This window comes from Streptomyces sp. NPDC051976 (genome assembly GCF_040680795.1).
Lineage (GTDB): Bacteria > Actinomycetota > Actinomycetes > Streptomycetales > Streptomycetaceae > Actinacidiphila.
Window position 1 is genome coordinate 71,425 of the sequence record NZ_JBFAXL010000019.1, and the last position, 22,062, is coordinate 93,486.

The 22,062-nt window shown below is 68.8% G+C and carries 14 protein-coding genes; 9 read left to right on the top strand and 5 right to left on the bottom strand.

The features are described from left to right. Positions 1–279: 279 nt before the first annotated feature. From AB0M29_RS20315 to AB0M29_RS20330, 4 genes are read right to left on the bottom strand one after another with little or no spacing between them, the layout of a single operon-like run. The gene (locus tag AB0M29_RS20315) at positions 280–1,551 is read right to left on the bottom strand and encodes a TIGR02679 family protein (RefSeq protein ID WP_365384367.1); all 1,272 of its coding nucleotides are present in this window, start codon (positions 1,549–1,551) and stop codon (positions 280–282) included. Next, the gene (locus AB0M29_RS20320) at positions 1,548–5,786 is read right to left on the bottom strand and encodes a TIGR02680 family protein (protein ID WP_365384369.1); all 4,239 of its coding nucleotides are present in this window, start codon (positions 5,784–5,786) and stop codon (positions 1,548–1,550) included. The genes AB0M29_RS20315 and AB0M29_RS20320 overlap by 4 nt, the downstream gene beginning before the upstream one ends. Then, a complete protein-coding gene (locus tag AB0M29_RS20325; RefSeq protein WP_365384371.1) occupies positions 5,783–7,108 on the bottom strand; it encodes a TIGR02678 family protein in 1,326 nt (441 codons plus the stop codon). The genes AB0M29_RS20320 and AB0M29_RS20325 overlap by 4 nt, the downstream gene beginning before the upstream one ends. Then, complete coding sequence (locus tag AB0M29_RS20330; protein ID WP_365384373.1) at positions 7,105–8,727, bottom strand: TIGR02677 family protein; 1,623 nt, start codon at positions 8,725–8,727, stop codon at positions 7,105–7,107. Before AB0M29_RS20330 ends, AB0M29_RS20325 begins: the two co-directional genes overlap by 4 nt. 219 nt (positions 8,728–8,946) lie before the next feature. On the opposite strand from AB0M29_RS20330, the gene AB0M29_RS20335 reads away from it, so the two are divergent. The 5 genes from AB0M29_RS20335 to AB0M29_RS20355 all read left to right on the top strand — a co-directional run bounded on the left by AB0M29_RS20335 (position 8,947) and on the right by AB0M29_RS20355 (position 13,577). Beyond that, on the top strand, positions 8,947–9,591 hold the full coding sequence (locus AB0M29_RS20335) for a DUF433 domain-containing protein (RefSeq protein ID WP_365384375.1): 645 nt from the start codon (positions 8,947–8,949) through the stop codon (positions 9,589–9,591). Next, the gene (locus AB0M29_RS20340; RefSeq protein WP_365384376.1) at positions 9,588–10,058 is read left to right on the top strand and encodes a DUF5615 family PIN-like protein; all 471 of its coding nucleotides are present in this window, start codon (positions 9,588–9,590) and stop codon (positions 10,056–10,058) included. Before AB0M29_RS20335 ends, AB0M29_RS20340 begins: the two co-directional genes overlap by 4 nt. 55 nt (positions 10,059–10,113) lie before the next feature. Next, positions 10,114–10,518 (top strand): DISARM system phospholipase D-like protein DrmC, encoded by a 405-nt coding sequence (gene drmC / locus AB0M29_RS20345; protein WP_365384377.1) that lies wholly within the window; start codon positions 10,114–10,116, stop codon positions 10,516–10,518. 315 nt (positions 10,519–10,833) lie between these two features. Continuing rightward, on the top strand, positions 10,834–11,994 hold the full coding sequence (locus tag AB0M29_RS20350) for a hypothetical protein (protein ID WP_365384379.1): 1,161 nt from the start codon (positions 10,834–10,836) through the stop codon (positions 11,992–11,994). Positions 11,995–12,476: 482 nt separating this feature from the next. After that, positions 12,477–13,577: a S1 RNA-binding domain-containing protein gene (locus AB0M29_RS20355; RefSeq protein WP_365384381.1), complete on the top strand. Its 1,101-nt coding sequence runs from the start codon at positions 12,477–12,479 to the stop codon at positions 13,575–13,577. 357 nt (positions 13,578–13,934) lie between these two features. On the opposite strand, the gene AB0M29_RS20360 is transcribed toward AB0M29_RS20355, so the two are convergent. Then, positions 13,935–15,116: a Shedu anti-phage system protein SduA domain-containing protein gene (locus tag AB0M29_RS20360; protein WP_365384382.1), complete on the bottom strand. Its 1,182-nt coding sequence runs from the start codon at positions 15,114–15,116 to the stop codon at positions 13,935–13,937. Positions 15,117–15,340: 224 nt separating this feature from the next. Between AB0M29_RS20360 and AB0M29_RS20365 the strand changes: the two genes are divergently transcribed. From AB0M29_RS20365 to AB0M29_RS20380, 4 genes are all read left to right on the top strand, one after another. Further along, positions 15,341–17,398 carry a GNAT family N-acetyltransferase gene (locus AB0M29_RS20365; protein WP_365384383.1) on the top strand — a complete coding sequence of 686 codons (2,058 nt, stop codon included), beginning with the start codon at positions 15,341–15,343 and terminating at the stop codon, positions 17,396–17,398. Continuing rightward, positions 17,395–17,883, top strand: coding sequence for an ASCH domain-containing protein (locus AB0M29_RS20370; RefSeq protein ID WP_365384384.1), 489 nt, complete (start codon positions 17,395–17,397; stop codon positions 17,881–17,883). The genes AB0M29_RS20365 and AB0M29_RS20370 overlap by 4 nt, the downstream gene beginning before the upstream one ends. Continuing rightward, complete coding sequence (locus tag AB0M29_RS20375) at positions 17,871–18,989, top strand: serine/threonine-protein kinase (RefSeq protein ID WP_365384386.1); 1,119 nt, start codon at positions 17,871–17,873, stop codon at positions 18,987–18,989. The genes AB0M29_RS20370 and AB0M29_RS20375 overlap by 13 nt, the downstream gene beginning before the upstream one ends. A 105-nt stretch (positions 18,990–19,094) precedes the next feature. Then, positions 19,095–22,061, top strand: a complete 2,967-nt coding sequence (locus AB0M29_RS20380; RefSeq protein WP_365384388.1) for an SNF2-related protein — start codon at positions 19,095–19,097, stop codon at positions 22,059–22,061. Position 22,062 lies beyond the last annotated feature (1 nt).

The window sequence follows — 22,062 nt, forward strand, 5'->3', positions numbered from 1 at the left end:
GTTCGGCCGCACTGATCCCCGGCCCAAGCGAACGAAGTACCTCAAACGCTCGCAGGGAAGCATCAGGACCAGCCGACTGGGCGAGATTTTGAGCCCACGCCCTCTTCGCCCGAATGCGGTCGAAGCGAGATCGCTAGCTGGGTGTTTAGCGTTGTTGCTGGTCAGATGGTTGGTATGGACAAGTCTGGTGTGGCCTCGCAGGGGCTCGGGGAGCGCATCGGCTCCCACACGGCTCCCAGATCTCTGGGTCCACATCAAGTCGGCAGATCGTCGCTGCACCTACGCCTGACGGGACAGGTCGTCCACCAATTGGTCGAGGGTGGCTTCCTCGTGGAGCGCGACGCCGAGGGCGGTCATGGCGGGGGCGAGATCCAGGTCCCAGTCCGCATTGACCGGATCGCCATCGAGGGCCAGTTGAGGGATGCCCTCGGCTTGACTGCGAGCGGCCAGGTGTTCGTAATCCGCGGTGCTCATGCGCCATGGCAGGGCTTTGTAGCGGCGGATGACCCGGTTGGCCAGTGCGATCCCTGGCCAGTCGAAGTCGCCGTGGTAGGCGAAGCGGCAGCCTGTGGCGGCGAGGGTGTCGAGAAGCGTGAAGACGACCGTGGCGGCGCTGCCGGACGTGCACACGAGGGGCTGGATGCAGGCCGCGTCTGCCGCGGCTTCCACCACGCGCGGGTTCTCACAGATGTGGATCATTGTTCCGGCGGGGAGATGCAGTTGAAGATCATGCAGGTCGCGTGGTGTGAGGTGGGTTTCGGCGTGATGGTCGGCCCGCTCCCGTAGGGCGCGTTCCCGCCAGCCCTCGCCGTCGGGCCGCAGCCCGTACGCCAGTACGGTGCTGGAGACCTCGTCCGGTGTGACGGACACCAGCCGCCACAGGGCGCGCCGGCCGGCTGCGTCGCCGGGGAACTCGGTGCCGTGGGCGAGGGAGACGCCGCGTTGGACGAGGCGTGCGAGCCAGGTGCCGTCGTCCAGGCCGTGCGCGGAGCCGGTCGCCATGGCGGCGAGTTCTCCTCGGCCGAGTGCGCCGCTCCGCTCAGGTCCGAGGAGAGTGGTGAGGACTCGGACCGCTTGCTGGAGTGTCCGCACCGCCGCTTCGGGCGTCACTCCTTTCGGAACGCCGGTACGACGCAGCAGGTCGTACCACTGCCGGGGCCATTCCTGGTCGGCGAGCGGGGAAGTGTCCAGTGACGAAGCGAGGGACGACCACACCTGTTCCCGCCGCGCCGCCACGTCCGCACGGGCGGCACGGCGGTCGGAGAGTGGCGGGCCGATTTCCTCCAGGGTCTGTCTGAGGCCGAGTCCGGCGGCCGAGGCGCGTAGCCGTGCGTCGAGCACGTCGAGCCGTACGGTCACGGCGGCACCTGTGAGGGGCTTGCCCAGAAGGAGAGACAGGTCGTTGCGTTCCCGGGCGTTCACCACGGTCAGTCGGAGCGAACCCGTGGCCTGCACGCCGTTGCTCTCCAGGCGTTTACGTACCCCCTCCCAGAGCCGGGTGAGTCCAGGTCCCGTCAGCCAGTCGCGCGTTGCGGAGGGGAGCCCGCTCATACGGACACCAGGCGCCGGTGCCGACCGTTCCAGGTGTAGTGCAGTGTGGCGACCCCGCGCACATGGGGGTCACGGAGGCATTCGTAGATGTGCAGGGACGGGACCTCGGGCCAGTTGCCCATCAGCCGCTCGCTGGTGAGGACGAAGTCGAGATCGAGGTCGACGAGGATACGGCCCAGACGGCCGTGGGTAGGTTCGTCGACCTTGGCGAAGGCATCGTCCAGGAGGATCAGCCGCGGCGCGTGCGGTGCCGACTCGGCGAGGCTGGTGAAGTGGGCGGCAGCCGCAGCGAAAAGCACGAGGTAGGAGAGCACCCGCTGCTCGCCCTGGCTGAGACCGGTCCGCCCGGTCAGTTTCCGACGGCGGCCCGGGGCCGCGTCCTCGACCACGAAGGTGTGGAAACGGAACCAGTCGCGGTAGTCCAGCGCGGTCCGCAGATGCGCGGCGTAACCGGCTGACGGGTCGGCACGACGGGCGTCTTCGATCCGCCGTTGCAGTACCTCGCGGAGTTGCTCGGTCTGTTCGCGCGTCCTGAGGCCCGACGGACTGCGCAGCAGCTCGACGGCCGCGCGCACGTCCGCGTCCACGTCCTCGTCCAGCTTCCACAGCAGCTCGACACCGAGACCGTGGGATGTGCGTACGGTCCGCAGGGTGTCGTTGAGAGCCGCGACCAGGTTTGCCGCGGTGATGACCTGTGCCGAGAGGTGGTCGCCGAGCTCACCGGTCAGGAACCGCTGGAACACCTCACGCTCGCGCTCGGTGAGCCGTCCCCGGGCCTCCGCGGCCTGGACCGCGATCCGCTCGCCCACGCTTGCGACGTCATGCGACCCGTGGTCGTCGACCAGGCGGCACACCTTGATCCCGTCGCGTTCCTCCAGCTGCGCGTCGAAGCCCCCTGCCAGTTGGTCGCGCAGCTCCGTGTGGCGGTTGAGGAGGGTGCTGTCCGACACCTCGCCCTTCGGGCGCCCGAGGGCCTGTTCCACAGCGTCGGCGAGCGCCCGCAGTGCGCGCAGACGGGTGCGGCCGTCCGCGCCGGGATCGTCCGACACGTACTCGGGCAGCGAGGACCGGTCCAGCCCGGCGCCGCGTACCACCTCGGGTCGGCCGAGAGCGCCGCGAAGAGCGCTGCCGGTGTCGATGACCGCCGTCTCCTGGTCCGCCAGGTTCCCGCGCAGGCGTTTCTCGTCCTCTTCCGCGCGCACGCGCAGGTCGTGGAATTCGTCGCGGGCTCGTTGTGTCGCGGGGAGGGCGTGCACGGCGTTCGCGATGCGCTGCTTGGTCTCTTGCTCTCGGGCGAGGATCTCGTCCTCGGACGACCCGATGGCCTCCTCGCGGGTGCGTAGGTCCTGCTCTGCGGTGCGCAGCCCGGTGAGGTGGAGCCGGTAGCTCTCGTCCGCAGTCAGGCGGTCCTCGCGGGCACGTCCGTACCGGTCGGCATCGGCGTGGCTCGTCCCCAGCCGCTCGCCGGTGCCGCCGACGGCCCTGCGTAGATGCCCGATACCGCTGAGCAGGGCGGCAAGCGCGGTGCGTACGCGGTCCAGGGCGGCGGGGTCGCCGGGCAGGTCGTGGGCGGTCGCGGTGGCATCCGCCTTGGCATGCGCTGCTACTGCGAGCGCGCGGGCCTCCTCGGCCAGCCGTGCCGCCCGGGTCGCCTTGGCGGTCAGGTCGCGCAGCGTCCTCTCCGCTGATTCGGTCCTGCTCCATGCGTCCGCGAGATTCCGTGCCCTGGGGAAGCCCCGCTCCGCGAGCGTGAGGGCCCGTCGTATGGCATCGGCTACGGCGAGCTCCTCGCGGACATCGGCCAGCTGCTGTTCCGTCTGCGCGATCCGCTCCTCCAGTTCGGCGAGGATGCGCCGCCGGGTCTCGGCGCGTACGGCGGCTCCCACGTACTCGGTGTCGCCCTTGTCGTGACGGCCGCTGAGTACGCCCAGACGCCAACTTCCGTCGTAGAAAACCGCGTTATGAACGGAGGGCTCCTGTGGTGATGCGAGTGCGATGGTGGCCAGGAGACCCTCCACCTGCTCGGGCGTGACGCCGCAACCTGGTTCAGGGGCTGGGCGCAGGGCTGAGGCGAGAGTCGGCCTGTCGGACATCACAGGACCTGGCTGGAGAAGAGTGTCCCGGGTGCGCGGATCGAGAAGGACGCCGTCCGCGCTCACCCACGCGTCCAGGATTCCGCTCGCCTCCAGTGCCCCTTCCAGACCGGCTCGGTGGGCCGGGGCCAGGTCATCCGCGAAGTCCACGAGCCGGTAGAAGGGTGCTCCGCTGCCCGGCGTCCTCGCCGCGGCGCGATGGTGCGGGGCGGGCGGCTCGGGGTCGGTACGTTGCTCCCAGTCCCGTTTCTGCTTCGCCAGGCGGTCGAGTTCCTCGCCGAGCTGGCTGACGCCGAGTGCCAAGCCGTCCCTGCGTCCGATGAGTTCCTCGCCGTACGGCTCCAACGCGGCCTGAGCGGTCCGCCACGCCTGGCTATCGATGTCAGGAGGCAGCGTGCGGTCAGCGAACGGCACGTCCGCGGAGGTCTCGCAGCCGACCGACATGTGGACGGCATCCAGCGGCGGGCAGTCGGGACCCAGCGCAGTCCCCGTTTGCGCCGCCCACTCGGCGACTCGGCGGGCGTAGGCGCCGCTTTCCTCGGCGACCTTCTGGCGGCTAACGTCGAGATGGCCGGCGGCCTCTTCCGCCTCGCTCTCCAGCCGTTCCCGCTCAGCATCGGCCTGAGCTGCCCCGGCCCGAGCCTCGTCCGCGCGTGAGACGAGGCGGCCCACCTCCGTAACCATCCGGGCCCGGTTTCTCGCGACCGCCTCGGCGTCCTCCAACTGGTTCTGCCAGGACCGCAGCCCTTCCTGCGTAGTGACCGTGTCCACGCGGGCCACCGACCGGTGCCGTACGGTGCGCGTCTCCCCGTCCGGAGTCGTCAGTTCAGTCTCGGTGGCCTGGGTCAGAACCGTGCGCGGCAGAGCCACCGCCTCGCCGAGATGGCCGGTGGGAAGCCCGGCCTTCTCCGCCTGCGTCAGCAGCTCCCGGTGTTCGGTTCCCAACTCGGCCAGCCGGCTTCCGAGGTGTTCGACACCCTCGGCCAGTCGCTCCGCCGAGTTCTCCTCCGCGTCGTGGGCGTTCCGCAGAGTGGTGAACGCGGCCATGGCGGCGGTGTGCAGCGCCTCCACCGTGCCGCGGCGTTCCGACAGTTCACGCAGGCTGCGGTAGGCGTGACTGGCGTGCAGGGCGGCCAAGTCGGTCCGGGCGACCTGTTCCTCCTCGCGCAGGGTCTCCAGTCGGCCCGCCGACTCCTCCTCCTGCGTCCTCAGGTCGCTCGTCCGCTGTGCGGCGTCTCCGGCCGCCCGGCGCCGCTGCGTGAGGACGCCCAGCTCGTGGCTCACTTTCTGGGCGGAGGTGCGCAGGACGCCGGACAGGTAGCCGCGGTAAGCGGTGAGGAACGTGCGCAAAGCAGCGTCGGTGCGTTCCAGGCGGCCAAGTTCGTCCCGTACTGCGTCGAGGTCGTGGAGGTTGCGCGCCACCTTCTCGACGACATCCTCGTCGAGCCCCGGCAGGGTCTCGCTGAGCAGGGAGGCCAGGCCCCCGTGTTCGATGCGGTCCCCGACCGTCGGGCGCCGCAGCCGATGGAGGAGCTGGGTGAGGTTGCGGTAGCGCGTTGCGTCAGTGATACCGAACAGTTCCCTTGCCACGCGGGCACGATGCAGGACCCCACGCTCGGTCGCGTTGTCGGAGCCGATGATCTCCTTGAGTCGGTCGACCGGCAGCGGCCTGCCGGCCTCGACCAGGTGCAGGTCCTCACCGACCCGCAGCGGGGTGACGAAGAACGTCGGCAGCACCTTCTGCGTCGACTTCGAGGCGCGGATGGCGGCACCGAGCGTCAGGTGGCGCTGACCGCCGTCGTCGGCCGTGCCCTGGAACTCCACCCACAGGTACCCGAGACGGTTGGTCTGCTCGAATCCGTCCAGCATCAGCCAGGCGAGGGTGGTGCGGCCGGTGCCTGTCGCGTCCAGTGCCCGGGAGTCGCCGTCCAGAAGATACGGGAGCAGCATCTCCAGGGCCTTGGACTTGCCCGCGCCGTTCTTGCCGCGCAGCAGCAGCCGTCCGTCGCCGAAGGAGAACTCCTGCTCGTCGTACTGCCAGACGTTCTGGATGCCCGCGCGGTGCAGCCGGAATCGGGGGCTGGTGATCGTCGCAGGGCCGGAGCGCGGCAGCGGAACATGGCCACGCGCGTCGGTGGTCATAGCGGCAACTCCTCTTGGACGTCCGTGCCTTTGCTGGCTTCGGTGGCCGGGCGCACGGTGACGTGGGTGGCGTAGCGGGCCGCCGCGGCCAGGAGCACCCAGCCGTAGCCGCCGGGCCGTGCGCCATGGACATCGGTCACCGTGCGTCCTTCCGGCGCCTCTTCGACGTATCCCTCCGGCAGCCCTTCTCCCTCGGCGCGCAGCCGCCCGGCGTGCGCCATCAGCCGCATGCGGACCAGCAGGTCCAGCGCGGCCTCTCGCAGGGAGGGAAGGTCCTCGATGTAGCCGCGTTGCCAGTTGCTGCGCTGCCCGTACCCGGCGATCAGCCCGGCCAGCACCTCGTCCACCAAGCCGTCCGGGACAGCCACCCCGATCACGAGCGTCCCGCCGGTCGCCGGATGCCCCGGCTCCTGCGGCCGAAGCTGTTCCACGAGCCGTTCCGCCAGCAGCAGGGCGGCCTGTGCGACGGTCCCAGTGCCCGGCAGGTGCAGATCCGTCAGCTCCTCCTCGGGGTCCACCAGCGCCACGCCCTCGGCGCGAATCTCCATCTCCAGGCCCAGGAGTTCGGAGAAAGCTTGGGCTTCCCGGCGCTGCCGGGTGCGCAGCCAGTCACGCTCAGCGTCGGTCAGCTCGTCGAGGTGGACGACGGGTGTCTCGACGAGCATCCGGCGCACGTAGGTGCGTGGTCCGCCGAAGCCCGGGTCCGCTGCCCGCCGGACCAGGTCGGCGCTGTCCCGTGCTTGGGAGAGCGGGCCGGCGACGACCACGCGTGCCAGCTCCCGATCTATTGTGATCAGGGCTTCTCCGCCAGCCTCCTGCGCAAGCGCAGCCACATGGCCCTCGGTCTCGATGAGCACGCCCCAATCGACGAGCTGGCGCAGAGCCGCGACCAGGGTCCGCTTCCCGGCCGCCCGGCCCGTTTCCTCCAGCTCGATCCCGGCGTCGGCTGCGGCGGCCCTGATATCGGCGACCAGGTGTGACAGCAGCATTTGCTCGGGCGCGGTCACCAGCACGGACAGCGCCAGCGCGAGGCAGGCGTACGTGTGTGGGGTGAAGGGCGTGCCGGTGGAGCGTTCCAGCCGGTGACCCGAGCCCGCACCCAGCCCCGCCTTGAACAGCCGGGCGTAGGAGCTGTCGACCAGCAGGCGGTAGCCAAGCACCTGCTGGAACCGTTTGCCCAGCCAGTCGGCGTGCCTGCGGATCAGCGGGAAGAGATCGGCGTGGGGGCCATTCGACGCGACGAGGGGGTAGGCGAGCAGCAGCCGGGCGGCGGTTCGGCGCTCGGCGGCCAGGGCCACGTCGTGGGTCGAGGGGAGGGTCATGACACGCTCGCCTCCGCTTCGCCGTCGACCGCGGCGGAGGTGCGATTGACGTCGAGCTCCAGGTCGTCCAGCAGCAGGTCGCCATCGGCCGAGTGCAGCACTGTCTGGGTGCCCGTCGTCCGGCGCACGATGAGCCGGATGCGCAGTTCGGCGTCTTCACTGCTGGCCGAGTCGAGATCGAACCCCACCGTCCTCTCCCCGTCTGCGTTGACGCGCCTGCTGAGCTGTGCGTTTCCAAGTGCCGTGGCCAGCAGCTCCAGGAGCAGGCCGAGCGCCGCTGACGTGAGGCGTACCTCGGCGAACCGGCCGGACGCGCTGCGTAGCTCGTCCGCCGCTGCTGCCCTGGCCACCGCCCGTTGACGGGCGACCTCTCGCAGTCGCTGTTTCTGCGCGGAGTGGTCCTCTACCGCCGACGTCCGGCCCCGCTGGGCGCGGCTGCCTCTTTCACGCAAGGCCACGGGCACCTCGACCACCGGCCCGGTCCACCAGCTCGTGTAGGCGGGCACCACCTCGTCGGTGGCCGGAGGTATGCCCAGATGGCGGGCGCCGTACAGCCCGAAGGCGGCGACGGCCATGTCGTGTGCGTCCTGCGGCGCCGCTTCGTCGAACCAGCGGGCAAGCCGCAGCAGATCCTTGCGCCGGGACATCTCCCCGGTAGCCGACCGCAACATCCGCTTGGCGTTGGCGAGCAGCGACTGCAACGCGCGCAGGGTGGCGTCCCGCAGCTGGTCTACCTGGCTGCCTTGACCGTCGGTATCGCTGAACCAGCCGCGCAGGCCCTCCCAATCCGCGAGCTCGCGGCCCCGGCTGCGCTGGATCCGCACCCCCAAGCGGCTTTCGCCCTGCGCTGAGAGTCCGGTGAGCCCCTGGGCGTGGGCGTCCAGCCGCTCCAGCAGAGCCGGGATGTGCGGCCACAGGGTGTCCAGAGCCGCCGAGATCCGGGGCGCGCGGAACGCCACGTCCTCCGTGATCGCCTCGACGTAGTCCAGGAGCAACTCCTTGAAGCCCTGGTACTCGGTGCTGTCCAGGTCGTAGCGGGACAGCACCTGGCCGAGGTAGGCGTAGAAGTCGCGTATGGAGTCCGCGAACTCGGTGAACTGCACAAACAGTGTGCTGATCCGCTCCAGTCCGTCCTGCGGCTCGATGCCACCCGGTGCGGTCACGAGGCCGGCCAGCTCCCGCAGCCCGCGCTCGACGAGTGCCAGCAGTTCGTTGCTCACTTCGCGGGCGGCGTCGGCCTCGGCCAGGACTCCGTCGGCGTCCCGCTGGATGCGCTCACCCAGTTTCGACAGCTGGTAGCGCGAGCGGGAACGCTGGTACTCGCTGATGCTGGACGCGTTCACCGTGTGGCTGCTGCGCAGCAGGTTTCCCCACTGGACCAGCTGTTCCAGCCGAACCGTGAGGGTGTCGGCGTCGAGTCCTGCGGCGGAAGCACCGGCCTGGCGCAGTTTGGCCATGATGTCCGGGACGGCAAGATCCGCCAGCAGTGTTCCGCAAAAGACCCGCATGATCGCGACGTGCTCCAGCCGCTCTGGCGCGCTGAGGTACGTGTATGCGTTGAGCCGCCGACGCGCCTCCTCGTCGGCGTCCTGAGCTGCGCCGGATGCGGATGCCCCCATGCCCGCGAGGTTACGCGGCGCGCACGGGCGCCGCCGGTGAGTGGCCGAAAATGCCACGGACGTGTGCCAGCCTGTGGCGATTCCCGAGGCAGCGGCGTGTGAGGCAAGTGAGCGGGCCAGGCCCACCCTGTGTGGGCCCTTTGGGCTCTGTACCGAGTGGCTTCCGGGAGAATGGGGTACGTTCAGGCCGGTATCGATGGGGGCGGAAGGAGGCACGCGGTGTCGTACGAACCCAAACTCGCTGCGGCTCTTTCCGGCGCCACGCTGCGTCAGCTGTCCCATTGGCGCCGAGCCGCGGGGCCGAAGGGCGCCGTGCTCGTGCCCGAGATCTCCAGCGAGAGGCCGATCCTCTACTCGTTCCGTGACGTTGTCGCACTCCGCATCTGTGTGCAGCTGCGCGAAGAGGCTTCGTTGCAGAAGATCCGCCGTGCGCTGAACACGCTTCGGGAAGACCTCGGTGAGTGGGAGCACCTCTCCTCATACAAACTCGTCGCGGGCCCGGACACCATCTATCTGGCCGAACCCGACCACGCCGTGGATCTCATCAAGGGGGGCAACGTGGTCATCCACCAGATGGTGGATGTTCTCGCTCCCTTCTATAAGGACGGCCGCAGCATTCCCGCTCTGCTCACCCCCCGTGAGCACGTTGCGGTCGACGAGTCAGTCCGCGGCGGAGAACCGGTCATCCAAGGCACCAGGATCCCCGCGTCAGACGTCGCTGCCCTCGTGAGGGACGGCGTCTCGCCAGACCAGATCGGTGAGTTCTACCCAGGCGTGACGGCTGAGGCCGCCCGTGACGCCGCCGACTTCAGCGAGTACGTCGACAGCTACGGCACCAGCGAGCCCCGGCAGGCCGTCGCTTGAAACTGCTGCTCGACGAGAATGTGCCCCGGCCGATGGCCGAGATCGTGCGGATCCTACTGAAGGCGCATGACGTCGTCCACGTCCACGACCTCAAGGGCTGGACGGGCACGAAGGACATCGAGCTGTACGCCAAGGCCAAGGCCGACGGCTTCGAGGTCGTCATCACCAACGACACCAAGCAGCTCAGCCGGCCACTCGAAGTGGCGGCCCTCGCACAGTCGGGCTTGCACCGCATCGAGTACCGCCAGAACAACAAGCACGGCGGCCTGGTGGGCCTGGGAACGGCGATTGCCACCGTGTGCGCGGCTCTTCCCCATGCCCTGTCCGAACTCGAAGCGGCTGACGGCCAGCGTCTCGTGTCTCTGACGTCGATCGACCCGACCCGGCAGAAGCGCCTCCAGATTACTGACCCTGCCGTCGCCCCACCGAAGCATTGGCCGGGGCGTGATTCGGCCGCTGAGTCCTGACACCTCGACCCACGGGGGCTCCCGGCCAGCACCCCATGGGAAGCGATGCTGGGAGATGACGCGGCGCCCGCCGACCTCGTACGCACCGCTGACCGCAGCGCTGACCGAGGCCGTGGCCCGGGGCGTCACAGTGGACATCGTTGTGGAGACGCTGGAAGGCGCGGGCGGGCTACTCTCCGGGCGTGAGCCGGCCGATGCCTTCTCCCGTATACCGGGCCTGCGGCTCTGGCACTGGCCGACGGGTCAACGCCCCACTCCCGGAAGCCGGTTGCACGCGAAACTGGCGGTGGCCGACGACCGGATCCTCTTCCTCTCCAGCGCCAACCTCACGGCGGCGGGCGCCGAGCGCAACATCGAAGCGGGCGTCGTGCTGAACGGCGGTCCCATGCCGGGACGGATAGCGGACCACATAAGGGAGCTGCAGCGCCGCGGGGTTCTCGCGCGGTGGCCAGGCGTCTGATGAGGTCCCGTCACCATCGAATCATCGCCATTCACCTGACCGATTGACGGTCCCTGCGCTCCGATGGCCGGAACCTGGCCAACAATTGAGCCTCCAGTTTCACACGATACAGGGGGTCACAGATGGTAACGGTCGCTCTGGGTGCACAGCACCGCGCTGATGACGGAGCGGCTCCCCGAGAAGCCTCCGGCATGGCTGACCCGCGGTGAGCGGACCTTCGCGTACCCGTACAAGGACTGGAGAAAGCCGCGTGTGTGGTGTCTCGCCTTCTTCACGGACCGTCACACCCGCTATGAGCAGCGCAGGATCATCGGGGTGGGCGGCGTCTTCCCGGGCAGGCGGTCGGGTACCTACGAACGCTCCTTGCTCGCCCGCGACTTCACCACGCTCCAAGTTCCGCTGCCGCTCGTCGACCTTGAGGGCGCAATGGGGGCCAGCCGCCGATTCCTCAAGGACGACGGTCGTTTGTCTCCCGCGGCCGGCGACAACCTGCTCGCCGCCATCCGGCATCTGCGGCCGGAACTGAACGAGACGCTGGACGACCTGGAGAACAGCCTGGGGGCCAATCCTCCGACAGGTCGGGAGGGAGAACAGCGGAGCCTTGAGAAGGACGCCGTGGGCACCGTCATGGAGACGTTCGGCGCGGACCGCGATCCGCTCGAGGCGTGGCAACAACCACTCAGCGGGGATGATCCCCGCTCCCGGTCCGTCCCCTTCATCGAAGGGCTGCCCGCTCTCCGGCAGATCGAGGACCAGCAGATCGCCCACGACTACCTGCGCTTCCCTGGCATGGAGGGCGAGGACGCCGTGCAGGTCGGCTGGCGGATCTACCGTCGTAACTCCGAATCCCGCCATCGGTTGTTCGTGTACAACGCCAACCGCACGAACGCCGAGACCGTCATGGGCGTCGACATGATCTACGTGAACGAGTACGCCCGCAGCGTGGCCATGGTCCAGTACAAGCGGATGCGTCAGAGCGGGCCCGGCTGGGTGTACTGGCACGACGCCACCGGCGAGAGGGAGTTGAAGCGGATGGAGACCGTCGACGAAGAGTGCAAGGCCGAGGACGAGTGGGCTCGGACCAGACAGGAGGGGCCGACGACGCTGGGAGATCCACGCCTGGTCCCCACGCCCAGCATGGTCAAACTGTGCCGAACCACTCCCTTCATGATGAACTCCGCCGCCCTCATCCCCGGCATGTATCTGACGCGGGAGCACTTCCAGGAACTGCTTCAACGCCCCGAGGCCGAGGGGCCGTCTGGCGGGACACGCATCGTCGAGGGGTCGGTTCCCCGGTACCTGAACAACACCACCTTCACCACGCTGCTCAGGGACGGATGGATCGGCACGCGCGGCACCGGGTGGGACTACGTCATCGACCTGATACGCGTGAGCCTGTCCGCCAGCGGGCCGGGCTCCGTCGTCGTGGGGATGCACCGGAGCGAGGTTCCGCCCGGCAACCGCCGAGTCAACTGACCCACGCCGCAGTCGGACGGCGATCGAGGCGATCCAGCTCGCGAAGGGGAGCCGGTCAGTAACGTGATCGAAGTCTTCTGGAGGGGCGCGGATGGCGACGCTGGGGATGCACCGGGACTTCCTGCTGGAGTTCGCGGCGTTGGAGAAACCAGTCCAGAAGCGGGTCTTCGAGGGGCTTTGGGGCTCCACCCCAGTTCGTCCAAGCACGCGGAAAGCCGCGGGTTCGGTCCTTCTGGTCGTCGGCTCATTCAGCGGTTCACCCCCGCGTCGCTGCGCGCCTCCGCCCATCCCATGCTGCCCCTTCGTGAAGGTCGAAGACGAGCTCCGCAACGAAGTTGACCGAGTTGACCGCTTGATGGGCTCCTGGCTCCGCACGTTATCCGGTGTGCTGATGAGGCAACAGAGGGCAACCAGACCGGCGGCTGGCACTTGTCCCCCCGTCCGGTGTCAGCCGCCACCCCGATGCCGAGAAGCGGCTCCGCATGAACCACCAGCAGCTCCCGGCTCCGGGCGAGTTCCACGGTCTGCTCGGAGCGTGCTGGCGGGTGATGGCGGGTGACGGGATTTCCGAAACCCGCAGGTCAGCGGGTTTCCCGTTGCCACGTGGTCCGGCGGTGAATGCCGAATGCTGGCACGTCCGCTTACGCATCGCTCACGCATTTGGGAGGCGCTGCGCCTGCGCTCACCTGCACTGCCCTGGCATCTGCCGGACGCGCAGCAGCCGTGGGAAGCTGATCGCCATGAACGGATCCGCGGACGATGAGGCGGCGGCAAGGGAGTTCCTCTCAACGCTCGGCGTCGGGGACATCTGCAGCGGGACGGTGAGCGACTTCACGCGACGGCACGAGGTGTCCGTGATCCTCGACGGATTCCCCGCTCGCGCGCTCGGCAGGATCTTCTCCTCCGACCGGTCCTGGGGGCGGTCATCGGCAGTCGCACCCCCGGAGGCCGGGCAGCGGATCACCGCCGAAGTGATCAGCATCGACCTGGAGGCGTGCCGCGCGCGACTGGCGATGACGGCCACCGAGAACCCCGAACTCTGGGCCTTCTTGAAGGGACGGCGGCAGGGTGAGACCTTGACGGGAACCATCGCGTCAATCGAGCGGTTCGGCGTGTTCGTGGCGCTCGACGAGGCCCCCGATCACCCGATCTTCCCCGGCGTCGGCTTCATCTCATACGCGGAGTTGTCCTGGGCGCACTTCGACACGGCGACGGACGTCGTCCAAGTCGGCCAGCACGTCGCATGCGAATTCCTCCAGTTCGACACGTGGAACGGCGAGGCCCGCCTCTCCCTGAAAGCCATGCAACCCGACCCCCTCATGGCGTTCGCCGAAGCCACCGCCGTAGGCCAAGGACTCCGGGGAAGGGTCACCAGGCTCGTCCCGTTCGGCATCTTCGTGGAGGTGGCCCACGGGATCGAGGGACTGCTCCACCAGCGCGAGGACCCCGACGGCGCGCCACCGCACTCCCCGGACGGCCCGGTCCAGGTCGGCGACGAGGTCGAGGTCATCGTCAGCGACATCGATCGGCCGCGGCGGAGAGTCGCACTGTCCTGGCCACAGGCCGCCGCCGGTCCACCGTGACCCACAGCGCCTCGCCATCACGACGGAGTTCCACCCCGCTGATGCCCGGCCCAAGCGTACGAAGTACCTCAAACGCTCGCAGGGAACGCATCAGGACCGGCCGACCTGGGTGAGATTTTGAACCCACGGCCTCTTCGTCCCTAATGAGGCGGAGCCTGTCCGCTGACCTGCGGAGATCGGGAAACTGCAGGTCAGGGGGTGGGTGGGGGTTGGTCTGAGTGGGCCTCGGGAGGCGGTTTTTACATGATTGTCTCCCAATTTTCTCCCAGTGAACTGAAGTTTGGCAATCTGATCGTGTGGGGCAGCGACGCGCCCACGATTCCTGCCGCATCCCCGGGTTCGAGGCGGCGGCCGGTTTCAAGCGATGCGAAGGCTCTGGTCGGGGGCGTCTCGGCGCAGGGGGTCGGGGGCCTCGTTGATGCGCATCAGCCAGTCGTAGGTGCGTACCTCGATGTGTGAGCGCCGGGTCTGGAGTTCCCGGATGTCAGCGGCCGCGTCGTTGGCGTCCTCCCGGGCCATGATGATCAAGCCGGGGACCTCGGCAGTGATACCCGGCAGGCCCAGTCCGTCGGCGCCGCGTGCGGAGCGGGCGTAGTGCAGGTTGTTGGAAAGCCACCTGCGCCAGTCCTCGATTTGGTCGACCGCGTGCCGCAGGGTGGCCGTCGGCCGCCTGTTGCCGGGGTTGGTCAGGCGACTGACCGGGCTCTCCAGCTCGACCAGGGTCCACCGAAGTCCTAGGGAAGTCTGACCGGCAATCATGAAGTCAGCCATGTAGTGGTTTCCGAGCTGGACCTGAGGCCGGACCCAGGTGTCGTGGGTGCCCACTACGGTGCCGGCCAGTAGCGCCGGGTGCTTCTCCAGGAGTCGCTGCATCGCGGCTTCGTCGTCGGCTGTCTCTAGTGCGTTCCGCAGGGCCTCGATTGCCGCAGGGGTCGCTGGGAAGTTGATTCGCCAGCGGGCCAGCTGCGCCTCCTCGGCTCGGGTGATCCGGGCCGGGTTGCTCTGGACCGCAGCGGCGTATTCCCTGGCCATGCGGAGCCGGTCGAGATAGCCGTCCTCGCCGGGGCGGGTGATGCGGGTGACCCGGTGTGGGGCGGTCCCGAGCCCGTGGCCGCCCCGAAAATGCAGACGGCCGTTGGCTCCGATTGATGAAATCTCGCCGTACAGATCCGGCCCCCTGCGCCGATCGTGCGCGGCAACAACGTCCTCGACCGCGGGCTCCAGCCTGCGCAGGGCAGTCGCGGACTCGCGGTCACGGGCGACGCGCAGCCAGGCGTTGAGCACCTCTCGGCACTCGAGCTCGTCCATGCGGGGAACCTCGAAGTCGGTGCGGGCCGCCAATTCGAGGAGGACTTCGTACTCTTCGTCGCCGAAATCCCTTGCGAGCGCGAGCTCCAAAGGGATGCGCAGCAGGACACGCAGCTCGGCGGCGGCGACCGGCGCGGGAGTGGTACGCCCCAGGTCGATACCCAGCCCACGGGCGACGCTGATCTGCTCGCTCGTCGGCGTCGCACACTTGCGTTCGAGGCCCTCGGCCACGACCTGCCACCTGAGCCCCGGCACTTTCCCCTCCTTGTAAACGACGCGCTAACCGTAGCCGCGATCGCCGACGGGGCGATGGCATTTCGAATGCGCTGGTGTGACTTGGGTGCCATTCGATCTAAACAGGTCAGATGCGATCAAGCGGTGGCCGGTGTCGCCCAGGTTCGGCAGTATGCGCTCAGAGTTGGATCTGTCGGACTATGCCGAGTTCGGAGGGGCGCATGGCGATCAACGTGCTGCCAGTGACAGGGGAGCAGCCGGAACTACTCGCTGCAGCCATCGCCCTTGGTGACCGCTACACGAAACGGCTCGGCCTGCTCACGCCACCCGCCTACCAAAAGTACGCAGATGACGGCGGGTTGCTGGTGGCACTGGACGAGGACGAGATCGTCGGGTACGCGCTCTTCGGCTTACCCAAGCGCAACCAGTACGTGCGTCTCGCGCACCTCTGTGTAGCGGAGGAACGTCGGGGCAACGGGATCGCGGCTCTTCTGATTGCGGAGCTGCGCCGTCGGCAATCGCACCGTCTCGGTATCCGGGCGAGATGTCGACGGGACTACGGGCTGAGTCCCATGTGGAGCAGCCTCGGCTTCGTTCCGAAGGGCGAGGGGCTGGGGCGCGGTGGCGACAAGGAAACCCTCGACACGTGGTGGCTCGATCTCGGCCACGACGACCTGTTCACCGAAGCGCAAAGCGACGCGTTGCTGGTGGTGGCAGTCGACCACAGCGTCTTCTCCGGGCTTCAGGGCGCGGGTACCGAGCAGGACGTCGAAGAATCACGGGCTCTGGAGGCCGGTTGGCTCGCGGACCTGATCGAACTCGCCTACACGCCTCAACTGCTGTTAGACATCAGGGAGATCGAGGACCGGGAGGCGCGGACCCATCAGCGAGCCGGTCTGTCCCGACTCCGCTCTGCGTCTCCGGACAAGACTTCGGTCTCCGCTCGCCAGCAAGAGCTGGTCGCGGCGGTGAGCGAGCGGCTGGCGGATGTGCCGATCGACGTGGAACTGCGCCGCCGGTTGCGATACGTGGCCGAGACGGCGTGCGCGGGGTTGCAGGTCCTGGCCACGCGTGATCCCGAGCTGGAGCGACTGACCGACCTCGTCTGGGATGTCGCCGGAGTCCGGGTGGTCTCCCCGGCTTTGGTGACACTGCATGTTGATGAACTCCGCCAAGCCCAGGTCTACCGCCCGGCGGATCTCCTGGGCACCGCGTTCTCGGTTGAGGAGGTCGCCTCCGGCGGTGAAGGAGAGTTGGTCGCCTTCTTCCAGCAGGCCGACGGCGACAGTGGTACCGCGTTCGCCGCGCGGTTAGCGGCCCTCGACTCCGACGGGGTGCTGTGGCACAGGGAGTTGCTGCGGGATGACAGCGGACACCCAGTGGCGCTGTACGCCTGGGCCATGGACGGGCGCACGCTGCACGTCGCCTTCTTACGGACGGCGGCACACCGGCTGGAGGAGACGCTCGCCCGGCAGCTGCTCTTCATGCTCAAGCGGTTGGGGCGGGAGCGGGGCGCTCAAGTGGTCCGTATCGCCGATCCTCACCTCTCGCCGGCTGCAAGGTCTGCTGCGGGCGCCGACGGATTCGTCGACGACGGGAACGGCTTCACGGCACTCGTCGTCGACATGTGCGGACCGGCCGAAGTAGTTTCCGAAACGGCAGGACGGATCGCGGCACGAACTGGGCGCACAACACCGCGTCTGGATGCCCGGGCATCCCCCGAGATCGTGAGCGTGGCGGAACGAGTGTGGTGGCCCGCGAAACTCATCGACACGGCCCTGCCTTCCTTCATCGCGCCGGTAAAGCCCCGCTACTCCGCGGAGCTCTTCAACGTGCCCGCCATGCTCCTGCCGCGAGATGACGTGCTCGGGATCAGCCGTGAGCACGTCTACTACCGGTCCGCCGGCCACCGCGGAGAGTCGGTCCCCGGTCGGATCCTCTGGTACGTCAGTGAGGGGAACGCCGGGCAGCAGGGCAAGATGGTGATCGGCTGCTCCCGGCTGGACGACGTGGTTGTCGGTGATCCCGACGCCCTCTTCTCGCGATTCGAACACTTGGGCGTATATGGTCTTGCCGAGGTACGGGCCCAGGCCCAGCCGACCAACAAGGTCATGGCGTTGAGGTTTTCGGACACGGAGATCTTTCCGGCACAGGTGACGCATGCGCGTTTGGCCGCGCTCGCCGAGGGGCTACGGCTACCGTTGTCGCTGATCACGCTGTCGAAGATCAGCAACGCGCTGTTCCAGGCTGTGTACGAAGAGGGGCACCGAAAGACGTGAGCGATCCGGAGCGCGTGATGTTGTTGTCCGTCCACCCACGGTTCGCCACGGCGATCCTCGCCGGCACCAAGAGGGTCGAGGTGCGCCGGCAACGTGTCGCTGCTCCGCCGGGAACTCCGGTGCTCCTCTACGCGACAGCGCCCACGATGGCCATCGTGGGCATTGCACGGATCGCCTCCGTGCAGGTGGCGTCCCCGGGCGAGGTGTGGTCGGCCAGCCGTACGAGCGCAGGGATCAGCCGGCGCGAGTACGACGAGTACATGAGCGGAGCGACCAGGGCCAGCGGCCTATGTCTCGAAGAGCCCATCGCCTTCGACTCCCCGGTGCCGTTGGCCGCGCTCCGGACCGCCGGTGCTTTCCACCCCCCGCAGAGCTACCGCTACCTGACGGGCGAGGATCTCCGGAAGGTCGCTGCGGCCGCACCAGGAATCGGGGAGGCGCTACCTGGCGTTCGAGTAGGAAGCGTGATGCCTTGGAACCACTGAGAGACGCCGATCCGACGGCGATCGGAGGCTATGCGCTGGTATGCAGGATCGGCGACGGCGGAATGGGCCAAGTGTTTCTCGGCGAGTCGCCGGCCGGGCACCAAGCCGCGGTGAAGGTCATCAAGCCCTCAATCCTCGACGAGGACACCCGTCTGCGCTTCCGGAGCGAAGTGGAGAGCCTGCGCACCGTCTACGGACCGTTCGTGGCGGCCTTCGTCGGGGCGGATGCGGACGCTGACCCGCCGTGGCTCGCCGTGGAGTACGTCAACGGGCCGGACCTGCGCAGCTTCGTCGCCGACTACGGCCCGCTGCCGCTCGTCGAGACCGCGAGCCTCGGCGCGTTGCTGGCGGAGGGGCTCGGCACGATCCACGACGCGGGGCTCCTGCACCGTGATCTGAAGCCGCAGAACATCCTTCTGGCCGCGTACGGCCCGAAAGTGATCGACTTCGGCCTCGCCGTGCTCGCGGAACGCCGGACAGCCCTGACGGCGACCGGCTTCGTCGTCGGGAGCGTGCTGTGCATGCCGCCGGAGCAGGCCCGGGGCGGGCACAGGCTGGACAGGTCCGCCGACGTCTACGGCCTGGGCGCGGTGCTGCTGTTCGCCGCAACCGGCCATTACCCATACGAGGGACGGACCTGGCAGGCCGTCGCGCTCAACATCGAGGATCCGACGGTGCCGCCCGACCTCACCGGCCTGCCACCCGAACTCCGACCGCTGGTCACGGAGATGCTCGCCGCGGACCCCGGGGCGCGGCCGACGCTGCCCGAGGTCACCGAGCGGCTCGTCCGGGTCATCCGCGGCCAGGGCCTGACCGCCTTCCAGGCCAAGCGGCGGCTTACCGACCGGACACCCGAGATTGCTCTGCCCCAGCTGCCCGCGGAGCTCTCGGCTGGAACGGACACCGTCGCTCCGTACACCCCGGCAGTGCTCGACGTCGCGGCGGAAGAGGACGACGAGCAGGCCCCCGCGTCGCAGCCCGAGCCCGACGAGCCCACGCCCGACGCGAGCCGCGGCGTCGGCAGGCCCACCGGCGTACGCCCCACCGCGCCGCTGCAGATTGCCGAGCGCATCCGCGCCGGATACGCCCGCGGGGCACGTTTCTGAGCTGCGCGCTCGCCCACGCTGAAGCGCGCTCGACGCCCCGGCCGCCGTGACAGACTTGGCGGTCGTGGACACACGGGGCGAACGGGGCAGCAGAAGGAGCCGCAGGTGAGCGATCAGGGGGTGGCGCAGGACGGGACCCGCTTCCCACCGGGGGCGCAGATCCTCGTACGGGACGAGGAGTGGCTGGTCCGGAACACCACCACGACCGACTACGACGGGGAGCGGATCGAAGCGGTCGGCGTCTCCGAGTTCGTCCGGGACGAGGAGGCGGTCTTCTTCAGCAAGATCGACTCCGTGGAATTGCTCGACCCGGAGAAGACCGAACTGGTCGCCGACACCTCGTCGTACTTCCGGCGCAGCCGCCTCTTCCTCGAAGCGGTCCTGCGCAAGACCCCGCTCCCCCAGTCGGAGCGCGGCCTCGCGCTCACCGACCGCTTCCTGCTCGACCCGCTCGGTTATCAGCAGCGTCCCGCCGGGCTAGCGCTGTCCATGCGCAACCTCCGCCCTCGGGTGCTCATCGCCGACGTCGTGGGGCTCGGCAAGACACTGGAGATCGGCCTGACCCTCGCGGAGCTCATCCGCCGCGGGCGCGGCGAGCGCATCCTGGTCGTGACCCCGCAGAGCATCCTGGAGCAGTTCCAGCACGAGTTGTGGACCCGCTTCTCGATCCCGCTCGTACGGCTCGACTCGCTCGGTATCCAGCGCATCCAGCGCGAGATCCCGGCTGGCCGGAACCCGTTCACGCACTACAAGCGGGTGATCATCTCGGTCGACACCCTCAAGAACATCGGCCAGTACCGGCACCACCTGGAGCGCATCCGCTGGGACGCCGTCGTCATCGACGAATCCCACAACCTGATCAACCCCGGCAGCCAGCGCCGCGCCCTCGCTGAGACCCTCGCGCCGCGCACGGACGCCCTGCTGCTCGCCAGCGCGACCCCGCACAACGGTGACAAGCGCTCCTTCGCCGACCTGATCTCGCTGCTCGACCCGGCTGCCATCGCCGACCGCGAGCACTACGACCCAGCAGAAGACCTGGGCCACCTCTATATCAGGCGGACCAAGATCAGCCCGGAGGTGCGGGACGAGATGGGCACGGAGTGGCCTGACCGCGGCCCCACCGTGTCCCTGCACTGCGCGGCCACCGAGGCGGAGGAACGGGTCTTCGCCGAGCTGACGGAGCACTGGTTGCCCGTGCCCGCGGGTGCGGATTTCGGCACAGCCGACCAGGACCGGAGTTCCGTTGCCAGCGAGCAGATCTTCGCCTACAACCTACTCAAGACGTTCCTCTCTTCTCACACCGCCCTCCGGGAAACCGTCGATAACCGCATCGCCAGGCTGGGCGAGCGGGTCCGCAAGGCGGAGGAGAAGGGCCTCGCGGCCGGCTCGGCCATCACTCATGAGCAGGCAGCGCTCAGCCGGCTGCGGGAGATCATCGCCGGTATGGGCGACGGCACCGCCCCCGGCGACTCCGCCAAACTCGACGCGCTGGTCGCCCAGTTGACGCAGATCGGGGTGGGCCCCGGATCCACCGTCCGTGCCGTGGTCTTCTCCGAGCGGGTCCGTACCCTCACATGGCTCGCCAAGGTCGTGCCTGCTCGGCTGGGCTTCCCCGTCGGCGCCGACGGGGAGGCGAAGGCCGTGGCCGTGATGCACGGCGGCCTCAGCGACGACGAGCAGGCGAAAGTACTGGAGTCGTTCGGCCTCGCCGACACCCCGGTCCGGCTGCTGTTCACCGGGGACGTCGCTTCTGAAGGCGTCAACCTGCACCGGCAATGCCACCACCTCATCCACTACGACATTCCGTGGTCGCTGATCCGAATCGAGCAGCGCAACGGCCGCATCGACCGCTATGGGCAGAAACACCAGCCGCAGTTCCGTGCCCTGATCCTTACCTCGGCCGTCCCCGGCGCCAAGGACGACCGCACCGTCGCCGAAAAGCTGCTGCGCCGCGAGGAGGAGGCGCACAAGTTGGACGGTACAGCCGAGGCGGTGACCGGCTGCTACCGGGCCGAGGAGGAGGAGCGCCGGCTGATCATGGAGCTGGTCGCGGGCGGCACCGTCGAGGACTTCCTGGCTGAAGGGCAGGACGACGACACTACCCTCGCCGACCTGTTCGGTCAGGTCGACACCATCACCGAGACGGAACTGCCCGCCCGCGCCGAACTGATTTCCCTCTTCGAAGGCGATACAGCCGCGTTCGTCGCCACGGCGCTCGACGAGGTCTACAAGGAGCGGGCTGAGGACCTGATCGGCCTGGCGACCGGCACCGACGCCAAGGGCGGCACGTACTTCTCGCTCTCCCCGGCCAAGGCCCCCGACCTGCTGCACCGCCTCAAGGCCCTGCCGCCTGGCTACCTCAAGGAGCAGCGCGTCGGCGAGCGGATGCTGGTCACCTTCGACCGGGCCCTCGCCCAGCGGAAGCTCACCGAGGCCAGGGAGAGCAGCACCACCATTTGGCCGGAGGTCTCCTTCCTCACCGACATCCACCCGGTGGTGGAGTGGCTGACGGACAAGGTCCTCGTGGCGTTCGACGCGCAGCAGGCCCCGGTCATCACCACCCCGCACGTGGACGGGCCGGTGTTCCTCGTGCAGGGCATCCACTCAAACGCGCTGGGCCGTCCCACCGTGGTGCGCTGGATGGCCGTGAGCGGGCTCGACGCCGGGTCGCCCGAGGTGCGGTCCATGGCCGACGCGTTGCGGGACGCGAAGGTCGGCCCGCGGCTCGCCCGCACCGGAGGGCCGCGCGACCTCGACGGACTCCAGGCCCTCGTCCCGGCCGCCGTCGCGGCAGCCCGCGGCCACCTGGACGCGGGAAGGGCCCAGTGGGAAGAGCGGATCAGCGAACCGCTCGCCGCCTACCGCGCCAGGGTCGCGCAGTGGCGTACCGACTCCCTTCTGCCCGGCATCAGCGGTCGGCGGGAACGCCTCGTCGAGGAGACTGCCGACGAACTGGCCCGGCTGTTGGATCAGCTGAGGACAACCGGTCGCCCGCTGCTGCGCGTCCTGGCCGTCCTGGACCGTCCCGCGGCCGCCCCGGCGACCACCCCCGACGCCCAGCGGGAGAACTGAC